Raw genomic sequence first — 25,187 nt, 5'->3', positions numbered from 1 at the left:
TGACCCAGTTGCGTCAGTATGGTGCACGGTGAGACGGCGCGTCTACGGTTGTCTCCGAATTCCATCTGAAAGGCTGATACCGACTTTCGCCCGGCTGCGGGCCTCTGGCTGAATGGATCGTGGTGTCGGCCTCGAAGAACTGGTGCATACGAACGCCGTCGCCCCGCCGCGACGGTGCCGGTTCGGCCTTCCCGCCTGCCGAGTCGAGGCCTTCTGCCGCGCCGCGCGGAGCCGCCCGGCTGCCGGTTCTGGGCGCACTCGGCGTGGCCCTCGCACTCCTCCTCGGTGCGGGCGCGGCCTCCGGCGCCGTCGGGGTAGCGGCAGCCTCCGCCTCCTCGGCACCCACGGTGACGGTGCCCCAGGACGAGACGCAGGACGATTCCGCCACCGCACCTGCCGCCCCCGTTCCTGCGCCCTCGCCGTCGCCCGCCCCCGACGACTCGACCTCACCGGCGCCGACACCGCCGGCCGACTCGACCTCACCGGCGCCGACACCGCCGGCCGACTCGACGCCCCCCGTCATCCTGACGCCCGCCGACGGCGCCCTCGTGGCCGAGGGCGTCACCATCACGGGAACCGCCACTCCGGGGGCCACGGTGCAGATCCTCGCGGGCACCTCGTCAGAACCCCTCTGCATCGTCACCCCTGGAACCGACGGCAGCTGGAGCTGCACCGCCACGACACTGGCGAGCTCGAGCTCCACTCCGCTGCGCGCCGTCGAGATCGCCGCCGGCGGGAGCACCACCACCACGGCCATCACGGTGCGCGTGCTGAACGCCCCGGTGGTGACCGGCGGACCTCACGGCTCGCTCACCAACGCCGTCGTGCAGGGCACCGCCTTCGCCGGGGCGACGGTCACCGCGACCGCCGCCGGGTACACCTGCTCGGGTACGGCCGACGCCTCCGGGGCCTGGACCTGTCCCTTCGGCGACGGCATCACCGATGGCGACTACTCCGTCACGGCCACGCAGTCCACCTCCTGGAGCGGGGGCACGTCCTCGCCGTCGAGCGCCGCCGTGGGCATCACGGTCGACGTCACGGTGCCGGCATCCCCCGTGCTCGCATCGCCGGCCGCCGGCGGGGCCGTCGCCACCTCGGGTGCGGTGCTCTCCGGGTTCGGCGAACCCGGCGCCACCGTGTCGGTGTTCGCCGGGGCGCACGTGCTCTGCCAGACCCCGGTGAGCGGCTCGGGGTCGTGGTCGTGCACCTCCATCACCGTGCCGGCCGGGAGCTACACCGTCGTCGCCCTGCAACAGGATGCCGCGGGCAACGTGAGCATCCAGTCCGCCCCGCTCACCCTCGTGTTCCAGAACGCGGCCACCGCCGCGCCGGGCACCCCGACCGCCGGGCCCACCGCCACGGGCACCCCGGGAGCCTCCGCAGCTCCGGGCGTGGCCCCGGGTACGGGTTCCGGCCCCGACGCCGCTGCCGGCGGCGAGACCGGCTCCCCCGACGCCGCCGTGCCCGGCGACCAGGGCACCCCCGACCAGCCGGCCGCACCGGGCACCGGTGACGGCGCCGCACCGACCCAGCCCGCGCCCGGCGACGCCGCATCCGGAACCTGGTCGGACTCGACTCGCTTCACCGCCGCCCTCAACCCCGCGCTCGGCTCGGCCTCGGCCTCGCTGTGGTGGGTGGCGCTCCTCGCCGGGCTGCTGGCGCTGCTGCTCATCGCCCTGCCCACGAGGCTGCTGGCGGGGGCGCTCGGCACCATCCGGTCGTGGGGTGCGGATGCCGCTGACGCACGGCCGAGGGCGTCGACCCACGGCGTCGCGTCGGTGGGCGCGGGCTCTCCCTCCGGTGTCGGGGTCGTCACGGGCGCCCGTCTCGTGGCGTTCGGCGACCGGTTCCTCGGGCGCAACCGCTCCCTCGCGGCGGAGTACGACCAGGCACCCGACGTCACCGTCGGGCCCGTCGCCCGCGGCGCCGTCGCGCTGCTGGCCTCGGCCGTGCTCGTGATGCTCTCGGCGCCGGTCGAGAGTCAGCCGGCGTACCTGCGGCTGTTCCTGGCCACGGCGGCAGCGCTCGCGCTCGTCACCGTCGTCGCCACGGTGCTGCCGTCGCTGGTGGCGCGGGTGACGTTCGGGGTGGGCAGCCGGGTGCGGGTGCGACCCTCGTTCCTGCTCGTCACGGCGGTGCTGGCCCTCGTCTCGCGGCTGGCGGGGCTCGAGCCCGCGCTGGTGTTCGGTCTGGCTGCCACCCTCGTGCTGGCGCCGACCGCCCGTGGAGCCGCTCGCGCCACGCTGGCCGCGCTGCAGCTCGGCGGGCTGCTCGCGGTGGGCGTCGCGGCCTGGTTGGTGTCGGGCGCCCTGCAGCCCGGGGGCGACGCCGTCGGATCTGCGCTCGGATCGGCGACCCTCACCGCGCTGCCGGGCGACCCCCTGCTGGCCGCGCTCGTGGAGTTCGTGCACGTGCTGGCGCTGGCCTCGCTCGGCTCGGCGGCCGTGCTGCTGCTGCCGTTCGGAGCCTCAGCGGGGCGCGCCCTGCTCGACCGCTCGCCGCTCGGCTGGGGTGCCCTCGCACTGGCGACGTACTCGGTGCTGGCCATGCTCTTCGTGCCGTCGGCCGCCGCACGGATGGCCGAGGGCGGCGCCGGCGCCGTCCTGCTGCCGCTGCTCGCCGGGGCGTTCGCCGCCGTGAGCGTGTCGGTGTGGGCCTGGACACGGTTCGTCGCCACCGACGACTGACGGGGCGCGGCGCCGCGCATCCGTGCGCGGACGCCACCTGGAGCCGCTTCGCTCGGCCGACCGCCCCGGGTGCAGCCGCGCATCCGTTCGCCGGCGCCCGCCGCAGATCGCGGAATGTTACGGCTCCGAGCGGCCGCTCCGGCAGCCGACTTAGGATCGAAGCGTGACGAACCCGCAGCACACCCCCGCACCCGAGCCCTTTCGCGAGCACCGCCTGGTGGCCCACCCGAGCGCTGCGACGGTGAGCCCCGAGGAGTTCAAGGCGGCGTTCCGCAACCACCCCGCCGGCGTGGCCGTGATCACGGCGGATGCGGGCGACGGACCGGTCGCGCTCACCGCGACCTCGGTGTTCTCGGTGAGTGCCGCGCCGCCGCTGCTGGTGTTCTCGGTGTCGGAGCTGTCGTCGTCGTCGCCCACCATCCGCAAGGCCGAGACGGTGGTGGTGCACCTGCTCGGCGCTGCCCAGCTCGACATCGCCAAACTCGGCGCCACCAGCGGTATCGACCGGTTCGCCGACACCTCGATCTGGAAGCGGCTGCCCACGGGCGAGCCGTACTTCCCGGCGGCGCACGCGTGGATCCGCGGTCGCGTGGTGAACACCATGGAGGCCGGCGGTTCGACCGTGGTGGCCGTGCAGGCCCTCGAGACCAAGGCTCCCCCGGCCGACGACCCGTCAGCGGATGCGGCGGCCGCCGAGCCGCTCGTCTACCACAACCGCACCTGGCACCGCCTCGGGGACCACTCGAAGATCTGAGGTGCGGCGGCCTCTGTCGTCCGCGGCGAGGCCTCAGGCCCCGTGCTGCTCGCGCAACCGCGGCAGGATCTCCGAGCCGTAGAGCTCGATGAACCGACGCTGATCGGCGCCCGGCCCGTGGAACACGAGGTGCCGGAACCCGAGGTCGATGTACTCGTTGATGCGCGCCACGTGCTCGTCGGGGTCGGTCGACACGATCCAGCGTGAGGCCGCCCGCTCGATGGGCAGCTCGTCGGCCAGGCGCTGCATCTCGATGGGGTCTTCGACGCCCATCTTCTCCTCGGGGGTGAGGGCGAGGGGCGCCCAGTAGCGGGTGTCGTGCAGCGCGCGTTCGTGGTCGTGGTCGAACGAGACCTTCATCTCCATCAGCGTGTCGACCGCATCCGGGCCGCGGCCGCCCTTCTCGATGCCCTCCTCGAGCGCGGGCAGCAGGGACTCGGTGTAGAGCTCGCGCTTCTTGCCCGAGGTGGTGATGTACCCGTCGGCGATGCGGCCGGCGAGGCGCGTGGCGGCGGGGCCCGAGGCGCCGATGTAGATGGGCACGGGTTCGGTGGGCCGGTCGTAGATGGTGGCGTTCTCGGTGCGGAAGTACTGGCCCTCGTAGGTGACGCGCTCCTCGCTCCAGAGCGTCTCGATCAGCGTGATCGCCTCCTTGAGGCGGGCGAACCGCTCCTTCATCTCGGGCCACGGAAGCCCGAGGGCAACCTCGTTGAGGGCTTCGCCGCTGCCGACGCCGAGGATGACGCGGCCCGGGAACAGCGCCCCGAGCGTACCGAAGGCCTGCGCCACGACGGCCGGGTGGTAGCGGAACGACGGGGTGAGCACGCTCGTGCCCATGATGATCTTCTCGGTGCGGGCACCGAGGGCGCCGAGCCACGGCATAGCCGCCGGCGCGTGGCCGCCCTCGTGGTTCCAGGGCTGGAAGTGGTCGGAGACGAACACCGAGTCGAAGCCGTTCTGCTCCGCGAGCACGCCGTACTCCAGCAGCTCGGCGGGGCCGAACTGCTCGGCCGAGGCCTTGTAGCCGAAGCGGAAGGGAATCGTCATGCTGGTGCTCCTCGATCGGGTGCGCGTACGACGGGCTAAGCAGCCCTGGTGCAATTCTAGGTCGCGGTGCGAGTCGAACGGATGCGCGTGCCCGCGCCTCGCACGCTGCCTTCTGGCGCCTCCTAGTGCCGCCTGGCGCCTCCGGTCAGGCGCTGAGCCGCTCCAGCGCCTCGTCGAACGACCCCACGGGCGTCATCAGAGCCGACACGTCGGCCTCGAACCGGCCGCCGTCGTCGCGCTCGCTGTCGGGATCTGAGACCACGATCACCCGCGCATCCGCCAGCCGGCAGACGCGGATCTTGTAGTTGACGCTCACGCGCTCGCCGGGCCGCTGCTCGACGATCACGACGTCGGGCGGGAAGCTCGCGGAGGTGAGGAGCTGGCCGAGCGACGAGGCGGTGAGCACGAGCTCGAGGTCGTCGCGCCCGCCCAGCCGGGCCGCTTTGGCGTCGAGTTCGGCCGCATCGGCGTCGATCAACCCCACGGTGGTGCGTCGGACCTGCATCATCGCTGTCTCCTCCGGATCCCACCCACGAACCTACCCCGCCCGCCGCCGCGCGGGCACCAGGGCCCGGATGTGCTTAACGGATGCGGGTTCGGTCGTCTCGACCGCTTCGAGTCAGCGACTCGCCTACCACTTGAAAGGTTCGGGGCCTAGAGTCATCACCACCTGTCGACGATGACAGCACACACCAAGGAGCGTCATATGGCCTACCACTCGACTAACCGGTCCGACCCCGATGTTTGGCACGATAACGAGGCTTGTCCCGTAGGCAAGCAGATCACGCCTCAGAACCGGCGTGAGGGGAAGGGACCGTACACCACGAAATGCGCACGTTGCTGACGACCGACCCACCAAGGTCGGCAACAAAGTTCTAGCGTCCCGCTTCCGGGCCCGCTGTGCCAGGCACTTCTGGCGCAGCGGGCCGTGCGACAGGGACATCGCACCCGCCACGGCCAGGTTTAGATGCTGGCTTCGATTCCCAGTGCTCCTGGCCACTCGTCGGCCGGCGCCTGTAGCGCGTCGGATTCCACGCTGTACAGCCAGGTGTCGCACGACCCTGATGTCTTCTCGCTCTTCCGAGAATCGGGCCCGTCATGGCCTTCCACCGACCAGACTGCGAATCGTTCCTGCATGGTTTCCGTTGCGCTCACAGACGGCGGATCCACCTCGAGAAACGAGCGGAAGGCGTGCAGCCACTCAGCGCAAGGGATGGCGCCGCGACCATCAAGACCACGGCAGGCCTATTCACATCAACTGCGCACCGGATGCGACCCAGAAGAGCAGCAGGCTGCCCACTGCCGACAACCCAGCGAGGAGCGACCAGACGAGTCCGGTCTTCGAGCCGCCGAGGCCGGAGAGCCGGAATGCCGAGACCCACACAGAGGCGATCCCAATCCATTGCGCCGCCAGGCAGCCCCAGAGGATCCTCGTCGTGATGGCAGACTCCTCCGGGCTCGGACCCGGAGTCCCGGCGATATGGAAAAGGCTTCCCACTGAGACCCCGACGAACAGCATCGGTGCGATGGCGACACCGAGGATACCGACGAACCACACGGCGGTCTTCCAACGGTCTGCAGACACGTCGAGGTGGGGCTCGACGATCACGGCCTCACGTCGACTGCGCTTCATGGCTCCCCCATCACGAGTGTCGATCAGGCCCGAGGATAGCGGCATCGAATGTCGTAGTTCGTTCAGTCCGGAGAGTTGAGAGGATGGAGAGGTGATCGATGTCGAGCGGGTGGGAGTGGTCTCCGGGGATGTGACGTTGCTGCATCCCGTCTCGGTCGACGTGGGCGCCGGTGAGGCGCTGGTCGTCCGGGGCCGGAACGGCACCGGCAAGTCGACGCTCCTGCGGGTGCTCGCCGGGGCTCGGAAGCCGTCGCACGGAGTCGCTCGGATCGACGGAAGGGTCGTCGACAGCCGCGATCGACGGTTCCGGCGACGGGTGTCGGCGATGATCGGTCTGCCGCCGACGGCCCCCGACCTCACCGTTCTCGAGCACGTGCGGCTGGTCGCGGCGACCTGGAGTTCCGACGCGGACGACTCTTCGATCTCTGAGCGCACCCTGCTCGACGAGCTGGGGCTGGACGCCCTGGCCGACCGGTTTCCGCACGAGCTGTCGTCGGGGCAGGGGCAGCTGTTCGGGCTCGCCCTCGTGCTCGCTCGCCCGTTCGATGTGCTCCTCCTCGACGAGCCCGAGCAGCGTTTGGACCCGGAGCACGTCGCCACGGTGATCCGAGTGCTTCGCGCGCGGCGTGATGCGGGAGCGACGCTGGTGACGGCCACCCACAGCGCCGTGCTCGCCGATGCCCTGGCTGATCGCACTCTCCAGCTGGAGGAGACCGCATGAGAGGCCGCACCCAGGCGGCGATCGCGGTCTGGAGGTCCCGCGGCACCAGGGCAGTCGGTGAACGCGCGTTCCTCGTCTACCTGGGGGCGATGGTCGCGCTCGTGGCGATCATCCCGGTCGGTCGCGCCGTCTGGCTGAGCGCCTCGGGCGCAGACGGTGTCGCCGTCTTCTCCTCCCCCGTTGCGCCTCCGGTCGTGATTCTGGTCGTCGCCGGCCTGTGGGCGGGCGCGCTCCTCCTCGGGAGGGAACGGGGGCCGGCCATCCGTCGCCCGTTCCTCACACACGCTCTGGCGACGAGTCCGGCTCCGGTCTCGCAGGCCTTCCGGGGTCCGCTGCTCCGCTCCGGCGCCCTGGTGGTGTCGGTCTGCGCGGGCGCGGCGGTGTTGGTCGGCGCGAGTCTTTCGAGCGCCGGACTGGCGGGTCTGTTCGAGACCGTCGCGTTCGCCGTCGTGGGCCTGCTCGTGGGTGTCATCGCCACGGTGGCCTGGTTGGCGGGCCAGGCCATGCCGCGGGTCGCTGCGCTCCTCGCACTGGTGATCGCGGTACTGGGAACGGTTACAGTCGCCTTCCCTGCGCTTCGGGCGGTCACTCCGTGGGGATGGGTCGGCCTCGCCTATCCGCTCGATGCAGTCGCCTCGGCTCCGGCGCTGACGGTGCTGACCGCGCTGACCATCCCCCTCGTCGCCGCCGTCCCGTCGCTGATGAACCGGATCGCGGTCGACGAGCTCGTCGCCCAGGCCTCCCGGTGGAGCTCGGCGACGTCGCAGGCGAGCGGGATGGACTTCGACGCCGCCGCCCGGCTCTATCAGCGAAAGCCACACGTCGGCCGTCGCCTGCCGGCCGTCCGATCCGGGCGGAGACTGGCGTCGACCTTCGTCCTCCGCGACGCGGTCGGAACCCTCCGCACCCCGGGCCGGCTCGTCGCCGCCGTTCTGGGGCTCGCCCTCGCCGTCGCGCTCCTCGCACTCGCCGCCGCCCCGGCAGCCCCGGGCTGGTTGCTCGGGGCCGCGGCCGGCATCATCGCCTTCGCCTCACTCGGGCCGCTCACCGACGGCATCCGGCACGCAGCGAGCGTCGCCGGCGATCTCCCCCTCTACGGCATCAGCGACGAACGGCTGCTCGCCCAGCACACTCTCTTTCCGCTCGCCGTCGCCCTGGTCGTGGCCGCTGCCGTGGTCGTCGTGTCGGCGGCGATGAGCGGCACCGTTCCCGGGGCCGAGGCGACCGGCGCCGTCCTGCTCGTGCTGCTCGCCCTCGCGACCCGCATCGGCAACGCGCTCAAAGGCCCGCTCCCACCCGTGCTCCTCACGCCCATCCCGACCGCGATGGGCGACCCCATGGCTGCGGTGCGCCTCGCGTGGGCACTGGATGCCGCCATCCTGGCCGCCCTGGCCGGCACCGCCTGCGCGCTCGTGGTCGACGCACCCGTCTTGGCCCTCGGCGTCGCCGGCGCCATCGCGACCACGGGCATCAGCCGCTGGCGCCACCGCCGCTGACGGCCGACGCGATCCGGCCCGCGGCGGCTCGCACTCCTAGGCTGTGGCCATGCCCATCTTCCTCGACCTCGACAACACGCTCGTCGATCGGGATGCCGCGTTCGCGCTCTGGGCAGAGCGGGCGATGCCCGCCTGGGGTGGCCGGGCTGACGACGTCGCCTGGCTGATCCACGCGGATGACGGCGGCTACGCCGCCCGCTCCCAGCTCGCCCAGACGATCATCGAGCGACTGCAGCCCGTCGCAACCGATGTCGACGCGCTCGTCGCCTCCATGCGTACTGGTCTACTCGAGCATCTCGAGTGCTATCCCGGAGTCCTCGACCAGGTGGAGAGGCTGCAGGCGATGGGCCAGTCGGTGGTCGTCGTGACCAACGGCGACCCGGACCAGCAGAGGCGGAAATTGGACAAGACGGGCCTGAGCCGGGTCATCACCAGGGCGGTCATCTCGGGCGAGCTCGGCTTCAAGAAACCCGATCCGAGAATCTTCGAAGCGGCCCTCGCCCTGTCCACGGATGACGGGGTCGCCTGGATGGTCGGCGATCACGTGACCGCCGACATCGCCGGCGCCCGCGCCCTCGGGTGGTCAACCGCCTGGGTCGGTCACGGTCGGGAATGGCCCGAGCAGTGGGCTCCGACGGTCACCGCCCGAGAACCGGCCGAGACTCTCGCGCTGGTGCGTCGATCGATTCAGGATGCCCGCTGAGACATCGGTCAGCGGATGTCGGCTCCGAGGGGCCGTGACCAGGCGATCTCCCGTTCGAGCTGGCCGCTCTCGACGAACAGGCGCACCTGGTGCGCCTCGGGCAGAGCCGCCGCGAGCTCGTACCGGTCGGCGCTCGTGAATCCGAGTTTCTGCCAGAACGGGCCCGACCGACGCGAGAACAGCCAGGCCCTCGTCGCTCCGCTCTTCTGCGCCTCGACCAGCGCGTAGCGCGCCAACCGCGAGCCGGCTCCCGCGGTGCGGTGCTCGGGTGCGACGGCGACGCTGCGGATCAGCGCATGCGCGCCATCCGCACTCAGCTCGAATCCCGTGCTGCCGATGATCTCGCCGTCGACATCGCGCTCGACCCAGAGCTGCACCGTGGGCTCGTCCAGGCCGGCGAGGGTCAGGTCGACGTCGCGGAGGAATCCACGCAGCCCGGCGACATCCTCCGACGAGACCCGCGCGAAACCCACGACTCGATTATCGGCGAGCCCCATCCGCGCGTCTTGCCGGTTCACGCCGTCGCTCTGAGGAAGTCGCCGATGACCCGTGCGCATTCGTCCGGCGTGCTGCGGGTGGTGTCGACCTCGACGTCGTAGGACACCCCTTCGTGCACGATCGACGCCTGGAGCCGGGCCATCCCCGCCGCGCGATCACCGCGGGCCGCGTCGCGGGCTGCGGCGACATCCGCATCGCATCGCACACCGACCCAGATCTGCGACCTGCCCGCGAACGCCGATCGCAGCCGCTCCTGTCCCGCGCCGCCCGACACCAGCACCTCTTCGAGGATGATGTCGGCCCCCGCCTCGACCATCGCGCTCAACCCGGAGTACCAGACGTTCTCCAGCCGGGAGTACCCGTCGCTCAGGATGACGGCACCGCGCTCGTCGAAGCCGATGCCCGACCGCGGGCTGTCACCTCGGCCGGGCAGCGACTCGATGAAGGTGTCGACGCCGAACGTCAGCCAGACTCCGGGCAGCAGCTCCTGCAGGGCACGCGCGATGGACGACTTGCCCGAACTCGACCCGCAGTTGAGTACGAGCACTCGGGATTTCGTTCTCACAGGCATGCCTCGATCGTAATTCGTCCACGACATCCGAGCCGAGCTGACGGTACCCCCAGCGCAGGCCGTCTCAGTAGGGGATCCACTATCGAGACGGGTGCAAGAGGGTGTTGCAGATAAGGCACCCTTGCGGGCAAATAAGTCGGGCGGGGTAAACGGGCATCCCAGCAACGACGCGGGCGACGCTGCGGGCCAGCACTGCAACCGCCCGGTGCACGACCGCCCTCCGGGCAGTCCTGCAAGACAGGGTGGCAGGTGTGGCGATCATCGTCGGGGGCTGGTCGAACGCGCAATGACCATTTCAGACGCTGGTACTCGCTTATCGGGCCGACTCGTGCGGTCCTAGCCAGATCTTGGCGGGCCGAGGTTTTTGACCCCAGCGTGGCCAAAAACGGATGCGCCACTCATCGTTGGGATTCGTGGTTCCAGGCCATCCAATGACAACGAATTTGCGTCCGCTGATTTCCAAAAGATAGTCGCCGGGTTCGAGATCAAAACGGTGCTCGTCAAGCGTGGGAGAAGCGATCACAACGCCCTGCGCACCGACAGCCACGGCATGTTCGGATACTTGTTCCCAATCGGCTCGGTCGTCGATCGGGCGAGCGCTGCAGATTTCGATGTCTACTGGCATTGCGAAGTTGTTCTGGTGAGGGCTCAGAACGAGCACAGTCTTACCGTCGTCACTGCTTGGAGGATTGGTCAGGGCGGCCTCAACCAGCTGAAGCGGATCAGAAGCTCCGCCGCCAGAGACCGTGAATTGACCGTAGTCCATAGCGATCACTGCGCTCTGACGATTGACGATGTGACCGGAAGTGACCTGAGCGCGAAGCCACCATTCGGGCAGATCGTCGAGGATGGTCGCGAGCTCGTCGTAGTAGGTGTTGCGGGCGATCAAGTCTCCGTCGTAGAAGGCTTCCCAGAAGTCCGGTCTCGTCCAAGCCATCGGCGTCATGGTCGTTCCGCTTTCGCGGACGATCCGAACCCAATTGACTGGAACTGAGCCATCAACGATTGTGAATCGAGACGCCGGGAAAAGTGCTGTTTCGCCGTTGTCGGTGATGATTCGAAGCCAGCGTTTGCCATCGCGTTGAACGCCAGATTCGACTACCGGATAGTCAACCCCAGGCGTCACCCAGCTGCTGTCAGAGGCGCCGGCGACGTGATTACAACGGACGATCACGGCGAGCCTTCCGGGCTAATGGCGGGCAAGTGCGGTTGGTGCGAACCAAGCTCTGGTCATTCATGAACGACATCCTTGAGACCACGAAACCGTGGAGATTCAGGCTAACGCCATCATCCCTCCACGCGAAACTGCTTTCTCCGGTGCGCCCCACTGATAGACCGGCCTACATTCAGCAGGCGAGATCAGACCGCGAGGGCCCTGCATCCGCCGGATTGAGCGGATTTGTCGAGCGGGCAAGCAGTACCCCCAGAGGGACTCGAACCCTCACTGAAACGATTTTAAGTCGTCTGCCTCTGCCGATTGGGCTATGGGGGCGGGTGCCTCATCGTAACGGGCGCCGCCGGGCGGAACGCGGTCGTACGGGCGCCGCCGGGCAGCACGCGGCGAAAACGGCGACGCCGCGCATCCGGTCACACAAGTGACGGATGCGCGGCGTCGGTGAACCGCAACGGCCGCGAGCGCTACTCGGCCGGGGTCGTGGTCGACTTCGACGGAGCCTTGGTGCGCGGCTTGGTGGCCTTGGCCTTGGGGGCCTCGGGCGACGAGTCGGTGGCCGCGACGCCGCGGTTGGCCGCAGCCGTGGTGGCGGGCTCCGACGAGTACGAACCGGGCAGCTCGGCGTTGGCCGGCTTCTCGGCGACAGCCGTGGCCGTGGCCGTGCCGGTGGCCGCAGGAGCCGAGGAAGCGGCAGCCGACGCAGCGGGAGCGGAGTCAGCGGCCGGCGCAGCAGCGGGAGCCGCAGCGCGCGGACGCGACGCGAACTCCTCGAACACCGCACGCGGGTGCACGCGCGCCTCGAGCGAGACGTTGTCGCGCCCCAGGAAGAAGTTGTTCACCCAGCCCCAGATCACGCGCAGCTTGCGCTCCCACGACGGCATCGCCAGGCCGTGGTAGCCGCGGTGCGCGAACCAGGCCGGCAGGCCCTTGATGGCGAGCTTGCCCGACTGGAAGACGCCGACGCCGAGGCCGAGGCCCGCGACGGCGCCCATGTTCTTGTGGAAGTACTCCTTGACGCCCTCGCCGCGCAGGTCGGCGACGATGTTCTTCGCGAGGAGCTTGCCCTGGCGCACCGCGTGCTGGGCGTTCGGCACGCAGAAGCCACCGACGCCGCCGCCCGTGAGGTCGGGAACGGCCGACACGTCGCCGGCGCCCCAGGCACCCTCGACGATGCCGTCGTCGCCCTCGACCCGGAGGTCGGCGCGAACGCGGAGACGGCCGCGCTCCTCGATCGGCAGGTCGGTGCCCTTCAGCATCGGGGAGGCCATGACGCCCGCCGTCCAGATGATGAGGTCGCTCTCGAAGGTCTCGCCGGTCGACAGCTCGATGACGCCGCCGACAGCCGACTTGAGCTGGGTGTCGAGGTGGATCTGGGCGCCCCGCTTGGCGAGGTTGTCGATCACCCAGAGGCTCGTCTTGAGGCTCACCTCGGGCATGATGCGGCCCATGGCCTCGATCAGGTGGAAGTGCGTGTCTTCGAACGCGATCTCGGGGTAGCTCGAGATGAGCGCACTGACGAACGAACGCAGCTCGGCGAACACCTCGATGCCCGCGAACCCGCCGCCCACCACGGTGACGGTGAGGAGCCGGTCGCGCTCGGGGCCGGGCGACATCTGCGCGGCCTTGTCGAAGTTCACTAGGATGCGGTCGCGGATGGCGGTCGCCTCCTCGATGGTCTTCAGGCCGATGGCCTCGTCGGCCACACCCGGGATCGGGAAGGTGCGCGACACCGAGCCCGCGGTGACGACGATCTGGTCGTACTCCTCGTCCCACGTGTCACCCGCGTTCGACGCGATGGTGACGCTCTTGGTGGCGTGGCTGATGCCCGTCACCTTGCCCGCGACGACGCGCGTCTTCTTCAGGTGGCGACGGATGCCCACCACGGCGTGGCGGGGCTCGATCGAGCCGGCGGCCACCTCGGGGAGGAAGGGCTGGTACGTCATGTACGGCAGCGGGTCGACGACGGTGACCTCGGCCTCGCCGGCACGAAGCCACTTCTCCAGCTTCCAGGCGGTGTAGAAACCGGCGTAGCCTCCGCCGACAATCAGGATCTTGGGCACAGTGAAACGATCTCCTCAGTACAGGGGCCTGCGAACAGGGTACTACTTGCGAAGCACGCCTCTGAAATGCGAGACAGCCCCAAAGGCGAATGTCGTCAGCAGGATGAGGAACCCGAGCAGGAGCCCCAGCGGCACCGCCCAGTGGGCAAGAGTGTACACCCCACCCGCGGGCTCGATCGAGCCGGCGCCCGGGCTGCCCCCCTCGATGTCGCGGCCATCCGGAGCCGGGATGCTGAGCGTCTCGAGCGAGGTCTTCGCCGAGGCGGGCCGGTACGTGGCGATCCAGGCGTCGAGATCGCCCATCGGGTTGGCGGTCACCGGCGCGACCTCGGCCGTCACCGCGGCCTCGGCGTCGATGAGTCCGTACCCGTAGATGGGCCCCGGCACGGGCTCGCCCTTGGGCACGGCCGTGGCGATGATGCGGTTGATCACGTTGGCCGCGTCGAGCTCCGGATGCGCGGCCTTCACGAGCGCGGCGAGCCCGCTCACGAGCGGCGCGGCTGCCGACGTGCCGTCCCACTGCACCTGGCGACCGCCGGGCACCACACCCACGAGCTGCTCGCTCGGAGCCGCGACCGCGATGGTGATGCCCTGCGAGGAGGCGTCGAAGCTGGCGTCGCCCTGGGTGTCGACACCGGCCACGGCCACCACTCCCGGGATGGTGGCGGGGGCGCCTACCTCGGTGGTGCCGTTCACCCGGTTGCCCGCGGCGGCCACCACCACCACGTCGTGGTCGAACGCGTAGGCGAAGGCCTCGTCCCAGCTCTCCGGCCAGTCGAGGCTGTTGCGGGTGAGCGACATGTTGATCACGTCGGCGCCGTGGTCGACCGCCCAGCGCACGGCCGTGGCGATCTGCTCGTCGGAGTCGACCGACCCCGTGCCGAGGGCGACCGAGATGCTCAGCAGCGATGCCTGGGGGGCCACGCCCAGCACGCCCGAGCCCGAGCCGGTGCCGCGACCCGCGATGAGCGACGCCACCATGGTGCCGTGGTCGGAGCTGTCGCCGACCGGCTTCTGGCCGTCGGGAGAACCGATGCCCGAGACGTCGGTGCCGTCGACCACGGCGCCCCGCAGCTCGGGAACGCTGCCGTCGACGCCGGTGTCGATGACCGCGACGGTGGCGCCGGCGCCCTCGGTCACGTCCCACGCGTCGCGGTAGCCGTAGTCGCTCAGCCAGTACTCGAGGTCACGGATGGGATCGGCGTTCGCCGCCGTCGCGGCGGAGAGCGGCGCGACGGCCAGGGTGCCGATGACCACCAGCACCGCCACGCCGCGCCGGGTGCGCATCACTCCGCCAGGGCGTAGTCGACGCACTCGCACACGAGCGGCGACCAGTCGCCGCGCTCGAGGGCGAGGTCACCCACCGGATTGACACCGGGGCCCGCCGCCAGGGAGTGCGCGGCCAGGGCGTGCAGGCACTTGACGCGAACGGGCATGCCTCCGGCGGAGATGCCCGCGATCTCGTCGACCTCGCCGAAGGTCGCCCGGTCGGCCAGGTAGGCCTCGTGGGCCGCTCGGTACGACGCGGCGAACTCGGGGTCGGTGAGCGCATCCTGCAGCTCGACCATCACGTGCTCGGCCTCGAGGTCGCTCATGGCGGCGGTGGCCGCGGGGTGCGACAGGTAATAGAGAGTGGGGAACGGAGAACCGTCGGCCAGGCGGGGCGCCGTAGCCAGCACCGTCGGGTTTCCGCAGACACAGCGCGCCGCGATGCCGAGCACGTTGCGCACCGGGCGGCCCAGCTGCGCCGAGGCCACCGCCAGGTCGTGCTCGCTGGCCGGCTCGAAGGGCGGGGTGCTCACTGCATGGTTCCGTTCTGCTGGAGTTCTTCGGGGGTGGAGGTCGAGAGACCGGCCGTGACGCCGGAGACGAACAACGACGACAGCCAGTCGACCTGGGTGGTGGTGATGGTGTCGCTCACGTCGGCACCCGGCTCGGCCGGAGCCGGCACGTCGTCGACCACTAGGAAACTGGTCTCGCCCGGCATCACGTAGTACAGCCGGTCGCGCGCCTCGGCCTTGATGTAGGCCGGGTCGCTCCACCGGGCGATCTCGTCGGTGAGCTGGTCGTTCTGCTGGTCGCGCGCATCCACCGCGGCGTGCAGGGCGGCGAGCTGCTGCCGCTGCTCGATGTAGACCCGGAGCCCGGGGGCGATGATGACCACGAACATCACGATCACCACGAACATCAGCACCGTGAAGCCCGAGAACCGGATGCTGCGGAGCCAGCCCGCGCCGGTGCCGTTCGCCGCCGAAGACGACTGCGGCAGCGCAACCGGAACCCGTGACGGGCGTCGAGCCGGTGTGCGCTGCCGCATGAAAGTCCTCCTAGGCGGAGAAACGGGGGAACGCGCCGCGACCGGCGTAGACCGCCGCCTCGGCGAGCTCCTCTTCGATCCTCAGCAGCTGATTGTACTTGGCCACGCGCTCGCTGCGGGCAGGCGCACCGGTCTTGATCTGGCCGGCGTCGGTGGCCACGGCCAGGTCGGCGATGGTGGTGTCCTCCGTCTCGCCCGAACGGTGCGACAGGATGGCGGTGTAGCCGGAGCGCTGGGCCAGCGAGACCGCGTCGAGCGTCTCGGTGAGCGTGCCGATCTGGTTCACCTTCACCAGGATCGAGTTGCCGGTGCGCTGCGCGATGCCGTCGGCGAGGCGCTTCGGGTTGGTGACGAAGAGGTCGTCGCCGACGAGCTGCACCTTCGAGCCGATCTCGGCGGTGAGGTGGGCCCAGCCGGCCCAGTCGTCTTCGTTCAGCGGGTCTTCGATCGACACCAGCGGGTAGTTCGCCACGAGGTCGGCGAAGTAGGCCGACATCTCCTCGGAGGAGCGCTGCTGGCCCTCGAAGGTGTACGCCCCGTTGTCGAAGAACTCCGACGCGGCCACGTCGAGCGCGAGCCCGATCTCTTTTCCGGGGGTGAAGCCGGCCTGCTCGATGGCCTCGAGGATGAAGTCGAGTGCCGCGCGGTTGTTGGGCAGCTCGGGGGCGAAGCCGCCCTCGTCGCCGAGGCCGGTGGACAGGCCCTTCGACTTCAGCAGCGACTTCAGCGAGTGGTAGGTCTCGACGCCCCAGCGCAGGGCCTCGGAGAAGGTCTCGGCACCCAGCGGCACCGCCATGAACTCCTGGATGTCGACGCCGGTGTCGGCGTGGGCGCCGCCGTTGACGATGTTCATCAGCGGGACGGGGAGGGTGTGGGCGTTCGGGCCGCCGATGTAGCGGAACAGCGGCAGGTCGGACGAGTCGGCCGCGGCACGGGCCACGGCGAGCGAGACGCCGAGGATGGAGTTGGCGCCGAGGCGCTTCTTGTTCTCGGTGCCGTCGAGCTCGATCATGGCGAGGTCGACGAGGCGCTGGTCGGTGGCGTCGAAGCCCTCGATGGCCGGGCCGATCTCGTCGATCACGGCGTCGACCGCCTTCTCGACGCCCTTGCCGAGGTAACGGCCCTTGTCGCCGTCGCGCAGCTCGTAGGCCTCGAAGGCGCCGGTGGAGGCTCCGGACGGGACGGCGGCGCGGGAGACCACACCGTCGTCGAGCAGAACCTCGACCTCGATGGTCGGGTTCCCTCGGGAATCCAGGATTTCGCGAGCGCCAACGGCTTCGATGAGTGCCACGGGTGGTTTCTCCTCTTGTATCAGGCAAAGGCCTTTGCAGGCAGCGGAGGGCGCCGACCGGTGCTCCCGCCGGTGGCTAGTCTAACGATTCGCGCGCGATGGCCTGCATGGTCATCACGGTCTCGAAGAGCCAGGCCGAGAAGTCGTCGTCGTAGCTGCTGTCGTCGGGCCGGTGCAGCGCCGAGTCGACCGCGCTCATCACCAGGGCCACGGCCAGGCGCGCCCGCACGGGCGTGGTGCGCTGCTCGGCGAGCACGACGATCTCGTGCCGGAGTTCGGCGGCGAACCGGATGACGTCGGGCGCGATCTCGGGCCGGCGGCCGAGCAGGTCGCGGATGGCGCCGCGGTCGACGCCGTCGCGCGCCGTGGCGTCCATCACCGAGCCCACGAGGTCGCAGAGGTCTTTGGCCAGCCAGCGCTCGCCCTCGTTGCCGAGGAACCGCTCGCGCTGCGCATCCGTCACGACGAACGACGACAGGCCGACGACGGCCGAGACCTTCGAGGGGAAGTAGTTGAAGAACGTGCGCGACGACACGCCCGCCTCGGAGCAGATGGCGTCGACCGAGGCGTGGTCGGCGCCGTTCTCGGCCACCAGGCGCAGGGCGGCCTCGTGGATGGCGGTTCGGGTCTCGACCTTCTTGCGCTCGCGGAGCGGGAGCGGCGGCTGCTGCTCGCGGCGCTGCGGCTCGCGGCGCTGCGGCGACGGCTGCCGCTCCTCCGAGAGAGTGGCTGCGGGAGGGGTCTTCAGCGTCGTCATCGTCGCTCCGTCCTGTCGTTGAATTCTCCGAGCAGGCGCACGAACTCCTGCACGTCGGGGGTGGGCCAGCCGTCGAGGGCGTCGGCGTAGTCCTCCATGGTCTCGGCGCGCATCCGTTCGAGGCGTTCGAGGGTGAGGGGGGTGGGGGCGTAGAGCTGCGCCCGCCCGTCGTCGGGGTCGGGCACGCTCGACACGAAGCCCTGCTCCTTGAGGGTGCGCAGCTGCCGGCTGAGGGCGCTCTTGTCCATCCGCATGGCCTGGATGATGGCCCCCGGCGCCGTGGGATGGTTCTTCACGATGTACTGCAGCACCGAGTAGCCCGAGGGTTGCAGCTCGGCCGAGAACCGCTCCGCGTTGTGCAGCACCGCCCGACGCACCGAGCGCACGAGCCGGGCCATCTCGCCTTCGATGGCGGAGACGGCCTCGGCGCGTGCGCTCTCGGCGGTGGGTGCCTGGGGGTCGTCGTCGTTCACGACCTCCAGGCTAGCGTGGGTGCTCACCGGCGTTCGGGTGCCTCCCCGGCGTGACGGCCGGCATCCGCTCGGGATGGCGCGGTCTCGACGTCGTCGCCGTCACGGGCACCGAGGTGGTCGCCGTCACGGGCACCGGCGCTGCGCACCGATTCGCCCGCGATCTCGGCGGCCGACACGTCGACCACGAGCTGCTCCGCCTCGGCGAGCTGCTCGACCGAGGTCTTCGTGCCGAGAGCCCGGTTGGGCAGCAGTGCGATAGCGATGATCGAGATCACGGCGAGCGGAACGGCCAGCAGGAACACATCGGCCACGGCCTCGCCATAGGCCGACTCCACGATGGTGCGGATGGGGCCGGGCAGCGTGCTGAGGTCGGGGATGCCCCCGGTCTGCAGCCCGCCGGCCTGCGAGGGGTCGATGCCGAGCTTGGTGATGCCGTCGGCCACCAGCGAGGTGATGCGGCTGCCGAGCACGGCCCCCATCACGGCCACACCGATGGTGCCGCCGAGCGAGCGGAAGAAGGCGACCGAGGCGCTGGCCGTGCCGATCTGGCGCGGATCGACCGCGTTCTGCACGATCAGCACCAGGTTCTGCATCACCATGCCGACACCCGAGCCCATGATGAACATGAACAGGAACACCAGCCAGAAGCTCGTGTCGTAGCGGATGGTGCCCATCAGCGCGAGGCCGATGGTGAGCAGCACCGAGCCGGTGACCATGTAGCGCTTCCATTTGCCGGTGCGGCTGATCACCTGGCCGATCACGATGCTCGACACGAGCACGCCCGCGATCATGGGGATGGTGAGCAGGCCCGACTCGGTGGGGGTCTTGCCCCGCGCGAGCTGCATGTACTGGCTGAGGAAGATGCTCGTGCCGAACATGGCCACACCCACCGAGATGCTCGCGATCACGGCGAGCCAGAAGGTGCGATTCTTGAACAGCGTCATCGGGATGATGGGCTCCTTGACCTTCAGCTCGGTGACGACGGCGGCCACCAGCAGCAGCACCGCTCCCCCGACCATGATGAGCGACTGCGCCGAACCCCACTCGAAGTCGTTGCCGGCCAGGGTCACCCAGATCAGCAGCAGCGAGACGCCCGCGGCGATCAGGGCCGCTCCGAGGTAGTCGATGGTCACCTTGCGCGTGACCGTGGGGATGTGCAGCGTGCGCTGCAGCACGATCAGGGCCGCGACGGCGAAGGGCACGGCGATGTAGAAGTTCCAGCGCCATCCGGCCGAGTCGGTGATGACGCCACCGAGCAGCGGGCCACCGACGGTGGCCACGGCCATCACGGCGCCGAGGAGGCCCATGTAACGGCCGCGCTCGCGGGGCGGGATGATGTCGGCCATGGCCACCTGCACCAGGGCGGTGAGGCCGCCGGCGCCGAGCCCCTGCAGCACGCGGAAGAAGATGAGCATCTCGGTGGACTGGGCGAGCCCCGCGAGGCCCGAGCCCACCACGAAGATGATCAGCGAGAGCTGGATGAGGCGCTTGCGGTTGGTGAGGTCGGCGAGCTTGCCCCAGATGGGCGTCGACACCGTGGTGGCGAGGAGCGTGGCGGTGACGACCCAGGTGTAGCCGGCCTGGGTGCCGCCCAGGTCGGAGATGATCTTGGGCAGCGAGCTCGAGACGACGGTGCTGGCGAGCATCGCGACGAACATGCCGAGCAAGAGGCCCGACAGCGGCACGAGCACCTGCCGTCTGGTCGTGGCGCCGTCAGCGGGAGCTGGGGCTTCGATGGTCTGTGATGACACGGTTCTCCTGTACACGAAAAAGTTGATCTGAGTCAACGATACTCCCGTTGTTGACTCAGATCAACTAATTCATGCAGAAAGTGCAAACTTTCTTACGGTGCACTATTCGCCCGCGGTGATGGCCTCCGCCTCGACCAGTTCGTCTTCTTCTTCGTGGTCGATGTGCGCGATCGCACGGTGGCCCGCGATCACGATGAGCGAGGCGATGACGACGGATGCCGCCGCCACGTAGAACGGGGTCGCCGCCGTGAACATCCCCGCGATCAGCGAGGCCGCCGGGGGCGCGACGGCCCCGCCGAGGAACCGCACGGCCGAGTACGCCGAGGAGGCGACGGGTCGGGGCAGATCGGTGGCCGCCATGACCGACTCGGTGAGCACGGTGTTCATGACGCCGAGCAGGGCGCCGCCCACGATCACGCAGGTGATCAACCCGACGACGCTGTCGACGAAGACGCCGGCGAACACAAGGTCGACGCCCAGCAGGAGGAGCACAGACCACAGCACGCGGCTCCGCGCCACGCGGCGGGTGAGCCACGGAGCGATCCACACCGAGGTGACCGCCACGGCCAGTCCCCAGCCGAAGAACGTGAGCCCGAGGCCCATCTCGTCGAGCCCGAGCGGGAACGGCGTGTAGGCCAGCAGGATGAAGAAGCCGATGTTGTAGAACAGGGCCGCCACCGCGAGGATCGACAGGGCGGGCTTCGCGAGCGCTTTGAACGGCGCCGACAGCGGGGTGGGAGCAGGCTTCGAGGTCTCCTTCTTCATCAGCGTGAAGATGGCGATGAAGCCGATGGCCATCAGCACCGAGGTACCGAAGAAGGGGCCGCGCCAGCTGATCGAGCCGAGGAGTCCGCCGAGCAGCGGACCGATCGCGATGCCGAGGCCGAGCGCGGCCTCGTACAGGATGATCGCCGAACTCGCTCCCCCGCTCGCCGCGCCCACGATGGTGGCCAGGGCGGTGGAGATGAACAGCGCGTTGCCGAGACCCCAGCCGGCGCGGAAGCCGATGACCTGCTCGACGGAGCCCGACAGGCCCGCCGCGAGGGCGAACACCACGATCAGCGCGAGGCCGATGAGGAGCGTCTTGCGGGCGCCGATGCGGGTCGAGAGCCAGCTGGTGAACAGCATGGCCACACCCGTGATGAACAGGTAGCTGGTGAACAGCAGCGAGGTCTGGGTCTGGGTGGCCTTCAGACTGTCGGCGATGGCCGGCAGGATCGGGTCGACCAGGCCGATGCCCATGAAGGCGATGACGCAGGCGAAGGCCACGGCCCAGACGGCCTTGGGCTGATGCAGGATCGAGTTCTTGTGAGTGGCGGCTGGAGCCGCTGTCGTGGTGGCCGTGGTGCTCACGCGGCTTTCACGACATCGGCGGCGCGCACGTCGGTGCACTCGTGCAGCAGGTCGACGGCCCGCGAGATGACGTCGATCTCCTCGTGGTCGAGGTCGTCGAACAGCGGGGCCAGCGCGGCACCGAGCTTGGCGCGCCACTCGGCGAGGGCCTTGATGCCCTTCGGGGCGAGCGCGATCTGCCACGCGCGGGCGTCGTCGACGTCGGCGATGCGGCGGATCCACTCCACCTCGTTGAGGTTGGCGACGATCTTGGTCATCGTGGGCTGGCTCACCCGACTCTGCTTGGCGAGCTCGCCGAGGCGCATCGGGCCGAACGAGCTGAGCACGCTGAGGGTGCGCCAGGTGGCGGGAGAGGTCGATTCGCCGGTGGCCTGGGCCGCGATGCGGGTGAGGCGGTGGGTGACCGACACGAGGTCGGAGAGGAGGTTCTGGAGTTCGGGAGTCGGGATTTCGTTAGTCACGGTTAACGATTATACATAGCTCAGCTATGCACCTGTCACCGCGGGCAGAATCAGCGCCGCGGGCCGAATCAGTCTCCGAGCGGTTTGAACTCCAGCTGGCCGGCCTCGGTGGTGTCGCGCCCCACCTGGGCGAAGGCGTCGAATCCCGCCTCTGCGAGCCGCTCCAGCAGGGGGCCGAGGTTCTTCGTGCGCCGTTCGAGCCGCACCCGCTTGCCCTGGCCCACCAGCTGCCGCTTCAGCGCCAGAAGGCGCTCGGGGTCGGCAGCTTTGTCGTGCACCAGCGCCAGAGACTCTACCGCCCCGGCGGCCGGGTCGTCGACCAGGTCGATGATCCGCTCGAACCCGATGGAGAAGCCGCAGGCCGGCACCGACTCGCTGAGGAACCGGCCGATCATGCCGTCGTAGCGACCACCGCCGCCGAGCGAGAAGCTCACGTCGGGGTGCTCGATCTCGAAGATGGTGCCGGTGTAGTAACCCATGCCGCGCACGAGGAACGGGTCGAACACGAGCGCGCCGGGTACGCCGGCGGCTGCCAGGGCCGTCTCGATGCGGGCGAGGTCGGCGACGGCATCCGGAGCGACGCCCTCGGGGAGCTCAGGCGCCCCGGACTCGGCTGTCGCGGACTCGGGCGTCGACGGCTGCGCCAGGAAACGCTCGATGGCGTCGACCGCGGCCGGGCTGCCGGAGCGCTCCCGCAGCTCGGCCACCACGCCCTCGGCGCCGATCTTGTCGAGCTTGTCGACGGTGATCAGCACGGCGGGGTGCTCGGCCGGGTCGAACCCGAAGGAGTCGAGGAGGCCGAACAGGATGCGGCGGTCGTTGATGCGGATGCGACATCCGGTGAGGCCGAGCGCGTCGAGCGCCGCCAGGGTGGCCGTGAGCAGTTCGATCTCGGCCAGGATGCCGGCTTCGCCGATGATGTCGATGTCGCACTGCACGAACTGGCGGTAGCGGCCCTTCTGGGGGCGCTCCGCGCGCCAGACCGGGGCGATCTGCACCGAGCGGAACACCTGGGGCAGCGCCGCGCGATGGGTGGCGTAGAAGCGGGCGAGCGGCACGGTGAGGTCGAAGCGCAGGCCCAGGTCGGCCAGAGCATCCGGATCACCGCTCTCAGCGGCACGCTGCAGCGCCTCTTCGTCGAGCCCTCGGCGCATGACGTTGAAGGCGAGCTTCTCGTTGTCGCCGCCGAGGCCGGCGTGCAGGCGGTCGAAGTCCTCCATCACCGGGGTCTCGATCTCGTCGAACCCGTGCGCAGAGTAGGTCTCGCGGATGACGCCGAGCACCCGCTCGCGCTTGGCCTTGTCGGCGGGGAGGAAGTCGCGCATGCCACGGGGCGGAGTCACCGGAGAAGCCATGGGTTCTAGGGTACTGAATCCCCGGCCCCCCTCCGCCGCACCCCCTGCGCCGGCCGCCCGCCCGGCGAACGACGGAGTTCGGCCCCCGATCGCGGCAACGACGGAGCCTCGACCCGCCGTGGGGCCGAGCCTCCGTCGTTCGCCTGGTACCGCTCGGTCAGGAGGCTGGGCAGAGGGTGTAGGACTGCACCGACGGGGCCAGGGAGGCCGGGCCGCCGATCAGGGTCAGGCCCGTCACACCCTGGCGCGCCGCCGCGTCGGCGACCGCACCGGGCACGCAGTTCGGCGGCGAGACGTAGAGGGGCTCGCCGAGGCGGCCCGCCCAGGCCGACCCCGTCAGGGCATCCGGGAACGCGTAGCCCGTCACGAGGAACGCCCGGTCGCTCGTGCCGTACGCATCGAGGTTGACGGCCGCGGCCGCCTCGATGCGGTCGGCACCCGAGAGACGGGTGGTGGGGGCGATCGCGGCGAGGTCGCGCTCGATGCCGGGCGAGACGGATGCGGGGCCGCCGGCGATCTTGATGCTGGTCGTTCCGAGAGCCTCGAGCTGCGTCTTCGTGGCGTCGTCGAGGGATGCCGCGCCGCCGTTCACGAGGATGACCGGGGCGTTCGCGTGGCCCGCGGCCCCTCCGGCAGCGAGGGCGTCGGGGAAGTTGGCGCCCGTCGCCACGTACACCAGGCCCGAGCCGCTGCCGGCGAACGTGTCGGCGGCGAGCGCGCGGGAGGCGGCGTAGCGGTCGGCTCCCCCGATGCGGTGCACGGTGGCCCCGAGCTTCTCGACCTGCGCCACGACGGCGTCGGACACGGAGTTGACCCCGCCGACCACGTACACGTCCTGAACCTTCAGGCGGGTCAGCTCGGCCGCGATCTCCGGGGGAAGCGAATCGCCGCGTGTCAACAGGAGCGGAGCGTCGCGGTGCACGGCAGCGGGGCCGGCCGACAGCGCGTCGGGGTAGTTCGCACCGGTGACGAGGAAGGCGCTCCCGGCGCCGTCGGGGAAGGCCTCCTTCGAGACGGCGACGGCCACGGCGAACCGATCGGCGCCCTCGACGCGGTCGACCGCGGGCTTCGGGGCGGGCACGAGCGTGAGGCTGGCACTCACGACGATGCTGCCTCCTCGGACGGTCTCACCGATGATCGGGCCCTCGAGCATGCTCACGCTCACTCTCACCGGACGACGGGTCACGCCGTCGGGGAAGTAGGGCCAGTAGTTGAATTCGGAGACGGAGGGAATCTGGAAGGTCACGCTCGTGCCGTCGGCCGAGGCCACCCCGGCGACCCGGGCGAAGCTCTGCATGTTGTTGTCGCTGCTGATGGCGAGTTCCACGGGAGACGGATCCGTCCAGTCTCCGTCGGGGCCGCTTCGCCAAGTGTCGGTGCCTGACGTCAGGGTGACCAGGGATCCGGGAGAGGCCGTGCTCGCCGCCGCCGTCGCGGAATAGCGGAGGCTGTGCGCCCAATCGCTGGCCGACGACTTGTCCAGGTGGATGGACGCCGACGCTCCCGACAACTCCGGATGCACGCGGAGGATCGGGTACAGGCCGACCTGCTGCGCGGGTGCCGATGGGGCGCGATTCGTAAGCGCCAGGATGACGTCCCCATAGCCGATCAACGAGCCCGGAATCCTCACCGAGAGAGTTCCGGACGTCGGCGCTTCGACGGTACCTGAGCTGACAGGTTCGGGCGACTTCGCAGATCGCACCGAGTAGTCCCACGACTCGCCGAAGTGGTCGGAGAGCTCACTCGGCAGCGTGACCTCGACCGATGTGGTGTCGTCGGCCACAGCGAAGCCGCCCATGGTCGGGTCGATGAAGTCGCCCCAGATCGCTCCGAGATGATCTTCGTCGGGCGTCGAGTTCTGCGTCAGCGCGACCGGCGCCGGGCCGACCGGGTCGGCCGACGCGGCCAGCGTCCCGGCCGATTGAACACCCCCGACGGTGGCGAGAACGGCCAGAACGGCGATGGCGACGCGGGTGGCTCGGCGCGGCGCCGAGGCTTGAGCAGACTGTGACACGGATCCCCCGGATGATGGCTGTCGGACGGCGGGATCAACGACCGTCGAACACCCCCAAGGAGATGTATAGC

General features: G+C 69.9%; 23 protein-coding genes and 1 tRNA gene. 5 read left to right on the top strand and 19 right to left on the bottom strand.

The window, feature by feature from the left end; translation table 11 throughout:
• The first annotated feature begins 122 nt into the window (after nucleotides 1–122).
• Complete coding sequence (locus ACEXOR_RS12545; RefSeq protein ID WP_374849999.1) at nucleotides 123–2,687, top strand: Ig-like domain-containing protein; 2,565 nt, start codon at nucleotides 123–125, stop codon at nucleotides 2,685–2,687.
• A 163-nt stretch (nucleotides 2,688–2,850) separates the two neighbouring features.
• Entirely contained in the window at nucleotides 2,851–3,441 is a 591-nt protein-coding gene (locus ACEXOR_RS12540; protein ID WP_374849998.1) for a flavin reductase family protein, read from the top strand.
• Nucleotides 3,442–3,474: 33 nt separating this feature from the next.
• Here ACEXOR_RS12540 and fgd read toward each other — a convergent pair whose 3' ends face one another.
• The 3 genes from fgd to ACEXOR_RS12525 all read right to left on the bottom strand — a co-directional run bounded on the left by fgd (nucleotide 3,475) and on the right by ACEXOR_RS12525 (nucleotide 6,121).
• Nucleotides 3,475–4,488: a glucose-6-phosphate dehydrogenase (coenzyme-F420) gene (gene fgd, locus ACEXOR_RS12535; RefSeq protein WP_374849997.1), complete on the bottom strand. Its 1,014-nt coding sequence runs from the start codon at nucleotides 4,486–4,488 to the stop codon at nucleotides 3,475–3,477.
• 145 nt (nucleotides 4,489–4,633) lie between these two features.
• Nucleotides 4,634–4,996 (bottom strand): hypothetical protein, encoded by a 363-nt coding sequence (locus ACEXOR_RS12530; RefSeq protein WP_374849996.1) that lies wholly within the window; start codon nucleotides 4,994–4,996, stop codon nucleotides 4,634–4,636.
• A gap of 741 nt (nucleotides 4,997–5,737) precedes the next feature.
• Nucleotides 5,738–6,121 carry a hypothetical protein gene (locus ACEXOR_RS12525; protein WP_374849994.1) on the bottom strand — a complete coding sequence of 128 codons (384 nt, stop codon included), beginning with the start codon at nucleotides 6,119–6,121 and terminating at the stop codon, nucleotides 5,738–5,740.
• A 91-nt stretch (nucleotides 6,122–6,212) separates the two neighbouring features.
• Between ACEXOR_RS12525 and ACEXOR_RS12520 the strand changes: the two genes are divergently transcribed.
• From ACEXOR_RS12520 to ACEXOR_RS12510, 3 genes are read left to right on the top strand one after another with little or no spacing between them, the layout of a single operon-like run.
• Complete coding sequence (locus tag ACEXOR_RS12520) at nucleotides 6,213–6,842, top strand: ABC transporter ATP-binding protein (RefSeq protein ID WP_374849993.1); 630 nt, start codon at nucleotides 6,213–6,215, stop codon at nucleotides 6,840–6,842.
• On the top strand, nucleotides 6,839–8,338 hold the full coding sequence (locus tag ACEXOR_RS12515) for a hypothetical protein (RefSeq protein WP_374849992.1): 1,500 nt from the start codon (nucleotides 6,839–6,841) through the stop codon (nucleotides 8,336–8,338). Before ACEXOR_RS12520 ends, ACEXOR_RS12515 begins: the two co-directional genes overlap by 4 nt.
• Before the next feature lie 49 nt (nucleotides 8,339–8,387).
• A complete protein-coding gene (locus ACEXOR_RS12510; RefSeq protein WP_374849991.1) occupies nucleotides 8,388–9,041 on the top strand; it encodes an HAD family hydrolase in 654 nt (217 codons plus the stop codon).
• A gap of 8 nt (nucleotides 9,042–9,049) precedes the next feature.
• Here ACEXOR_RS12510 and ACEXOR_RS12505 read toward each other — a convergent pair whose 3' ends face one another.
• From ACEXOR_RS12505 to ACEXOR_RS12430, 16 genes are all read right to left on the bottom strand, one after another.
• Complete coding sequence (locus tag ACEXOR_RS12505; protein WP_374849990.1) at nucleotides 9,050–9,514, bottom strand: GNAT family N-acetyltransferase; 465 nt, start codon at nucleotides 9,512–9,514, stop codon at nucleotides 9,050–9,052.
• 41 nt (nucleotides 9,515–9,555) lie between these two features.
• A complete protein-coding gene (locus ACEXOR_RS12500; RefSeq protein ID WP_374849989.1) occupies nucleotides 9,556–10,110 on the bottom strand; it encodes a chloramphenicol phosphotransferase CPT family protein in 555 nt (184 codons plus the stop codon).
• A gap of 313 nt (nucleotides 10,111–10,423) precedes the next feature.
• On the bottom strand, nucleotides 10,424–11,284 hold the full coding sequence (locus tag ACEXOR_RS12495; RefSeq protein ID WP_374849988.1) for a hypothetical protein: 861 nt from the start codon (nucleotides 11,282–11,284) through the stop codon (nucleotides 10,424–10,426).
• A 244-nt stretch (nucleotides 11,285–11,528) separates the two neighbouring features.
• A tRNA-Leu gene (locus ACEXOR_RS12490) sits at nucleotides 11,529–11,602 on the bottom strand.
• Between the two features lie 146 nt (nucleotides 11,603–11,748).
• A complete protein-coding gene (locus ACEXOR_RS12485) occupies nucleotides 11,749–13,344 on the bottom strand; it encodes an NAD(P)/FAD-dependent oxidoreductase (protein WP_374849987.1) in 1,596 nt (531 codons plus the stop codon).
• A 42-nt stretch (nucleotides 13,345–13,386) separates the two neighbouring features.
• Nucleotides 13,387–14,631, bottom strand: a complete 1,245-nt coding sequence (locus ACEXOR_RS12480; protein WP_374849986.1) for a S8 family serine peptidase — start codon at nucleotides 14,629–14,631, stop codon at nucleotides 13,387–13,389.
• Nucleotides 14,631–15,146: a DUF501 domain-containing protein gene (locus ACEXOR_RS12475; RefSeq protein WP_374849985.1), complete on the bottom strand. Its 516-nt coding sequence runs from the start codon at nucleotides 15,144–15,146 to the stop codon at nucleotides 14,631–14,633. The genes ACEXOR_RS12480 and ACEXOR_RS12475 overlap by 1 nt, the downstream gene beginning before the upstream one ends.
• Nucleotides 15,143–15,661 carry an FtsB family cell division protein gene (locus tag ACEXOR_RS12470; protein WP_374849984.1) on the bottom strand — a complete coding sequence of 173 codons (519 nt, stop codon included), beginning with the start codon at nucleotides 15,659–15,661 and terminating at the stop codon, nucleotides 15,143–15,145. Before ACEXOR_RS12470 ends, ACEXOR_RS12475 begins: the two co-directional genes overlap by 4 nt.
• A gap of 10 nt (nucleotides 15,662–15,671) precedes the next feature.
• Nucleotides 15,672–16,952: a phosphopyruvate hydratase gene (eno, locus tag ACEXOR_RS12465; protein WP_374849983.1), complete on the bottom strand. Its 1,281-nt coding sequence runs from the start codon at nucleotides 16,950–16,952 to the stop codon at nucleotides 15,672–15,674.
• A 76-nt stretch (nucleotides 16,953–17,028) separates the two neighbouring features.
• Nucleotides 17,029–17,709 carry a TetR/AcrR family transcriptional regulator gene (locus ACEXOR_RS12460; protein WP_374849982.1) on the bottom strand — a complete coding sequence of 227 codons (681 nt, stop codon included), beginning with the start codon at nucleotides 17,707–17,709 and terminating at the stop codon, nucleotides 17,029–17,031.
• Nucleotides 17,706–18,182, bottom strand: a complete 477-nt coding sequence (locus tag ACEXOR_RS12455; protein WP_374849981.1) for a MarR family winged helix-turn-helix transcriptional regulator — start codon at nucleotides 18,180–18,182, stop codon at nucleotides 17,706–17,708. Before ACEXOR_RS12455 ends, ACEXOR_RS12460 begins: the two co-directional genes overlap by 4 nt.
• 23 nt (nucleotides 18,183–18,205) lie before the next feature.
• Nucleotides 18,206–19,933, bottom strand: a complete 1,728-nt coding sequence (locus tag ACEXOR_RS12450; protein ID WP_445451950.1) for an MDR family MFS transporter — start codon at nucleotides 19,931–19,933, stop codon at nucleotides 18,206–18,208.
• Nucleotides 19,934–20,035: 102 nt separating this feature from the next.
• Complete coding sequence (locus tag ACEXOR_RS12445) at nucleotides 20,036–21,286, bottom strand: MFS transporter (RefSeq protein ID WP_374849980.1); 1,251 nt, start codon at nucleotides 21,284–21,286, stop codon at nucleotides 20,036–20,038.
• Complete coding sequence (locus ACEXOR_RS12440; RefSeq protein WP_374849979.1) at nucleotides 21,283–21,747, bottom strand: MarR family winged helix-turn-helix transcriptional regulator; 465 nt, start codon at nucleotides 21,745–21,747, stop codon at nucleotides 21,283–21,285. Before ACEXOR_RS12440 ends, ACEXOR_RS12445 begins: the two co-directional genes overlap by 4 nt.
• Before the next feature lie 68 nt (nucleotides 21,748–21,815).
• Nucleotides 21,816–23,102, bottom strand: coding sequence for a histidine--tRNA ligase (gene hisS, locus ACEXOR_RS12435; protein WP_374849978.1), 1,287 nt, complete (start codon nucleotides 23,100–23,102; stop codon nucleotides 21,816–21,818).
• A gap of 157 nt (nucleotides 23,103–23,259) precedes the next feature.
• Nucleotides 23,260–25,116, bottom strand: coding sequence for a cell wall-binding repeat-containing protein (locus tag ACEXOR_RS12430; RefSeq protein WP_374849977.1), 1,857 nt, complete (start codon nucleotides 25,114–25,116; stop codon nucleotides 23,260–23,262).
• Between the last annotated feature and the right edge of the window lie 71 nt (nucleotides 25,117–25,187).

The sequence above is a fragment of the Herbiconiux liangxiaofengii genome (genome assembly GCF_041927335.1).
Taxonomy (GTDB): Bacteria; Actinomycetota; Actinomycetes; order Actinomycetales; family Microbacteriaceae; genus Herbiconiux; species Herbiconiux liangxiaofengii.
Note: the sequence above shows the minus strand (reverse complement) of the source record. Positions and strands in the feature narration are given on the sequence as shown.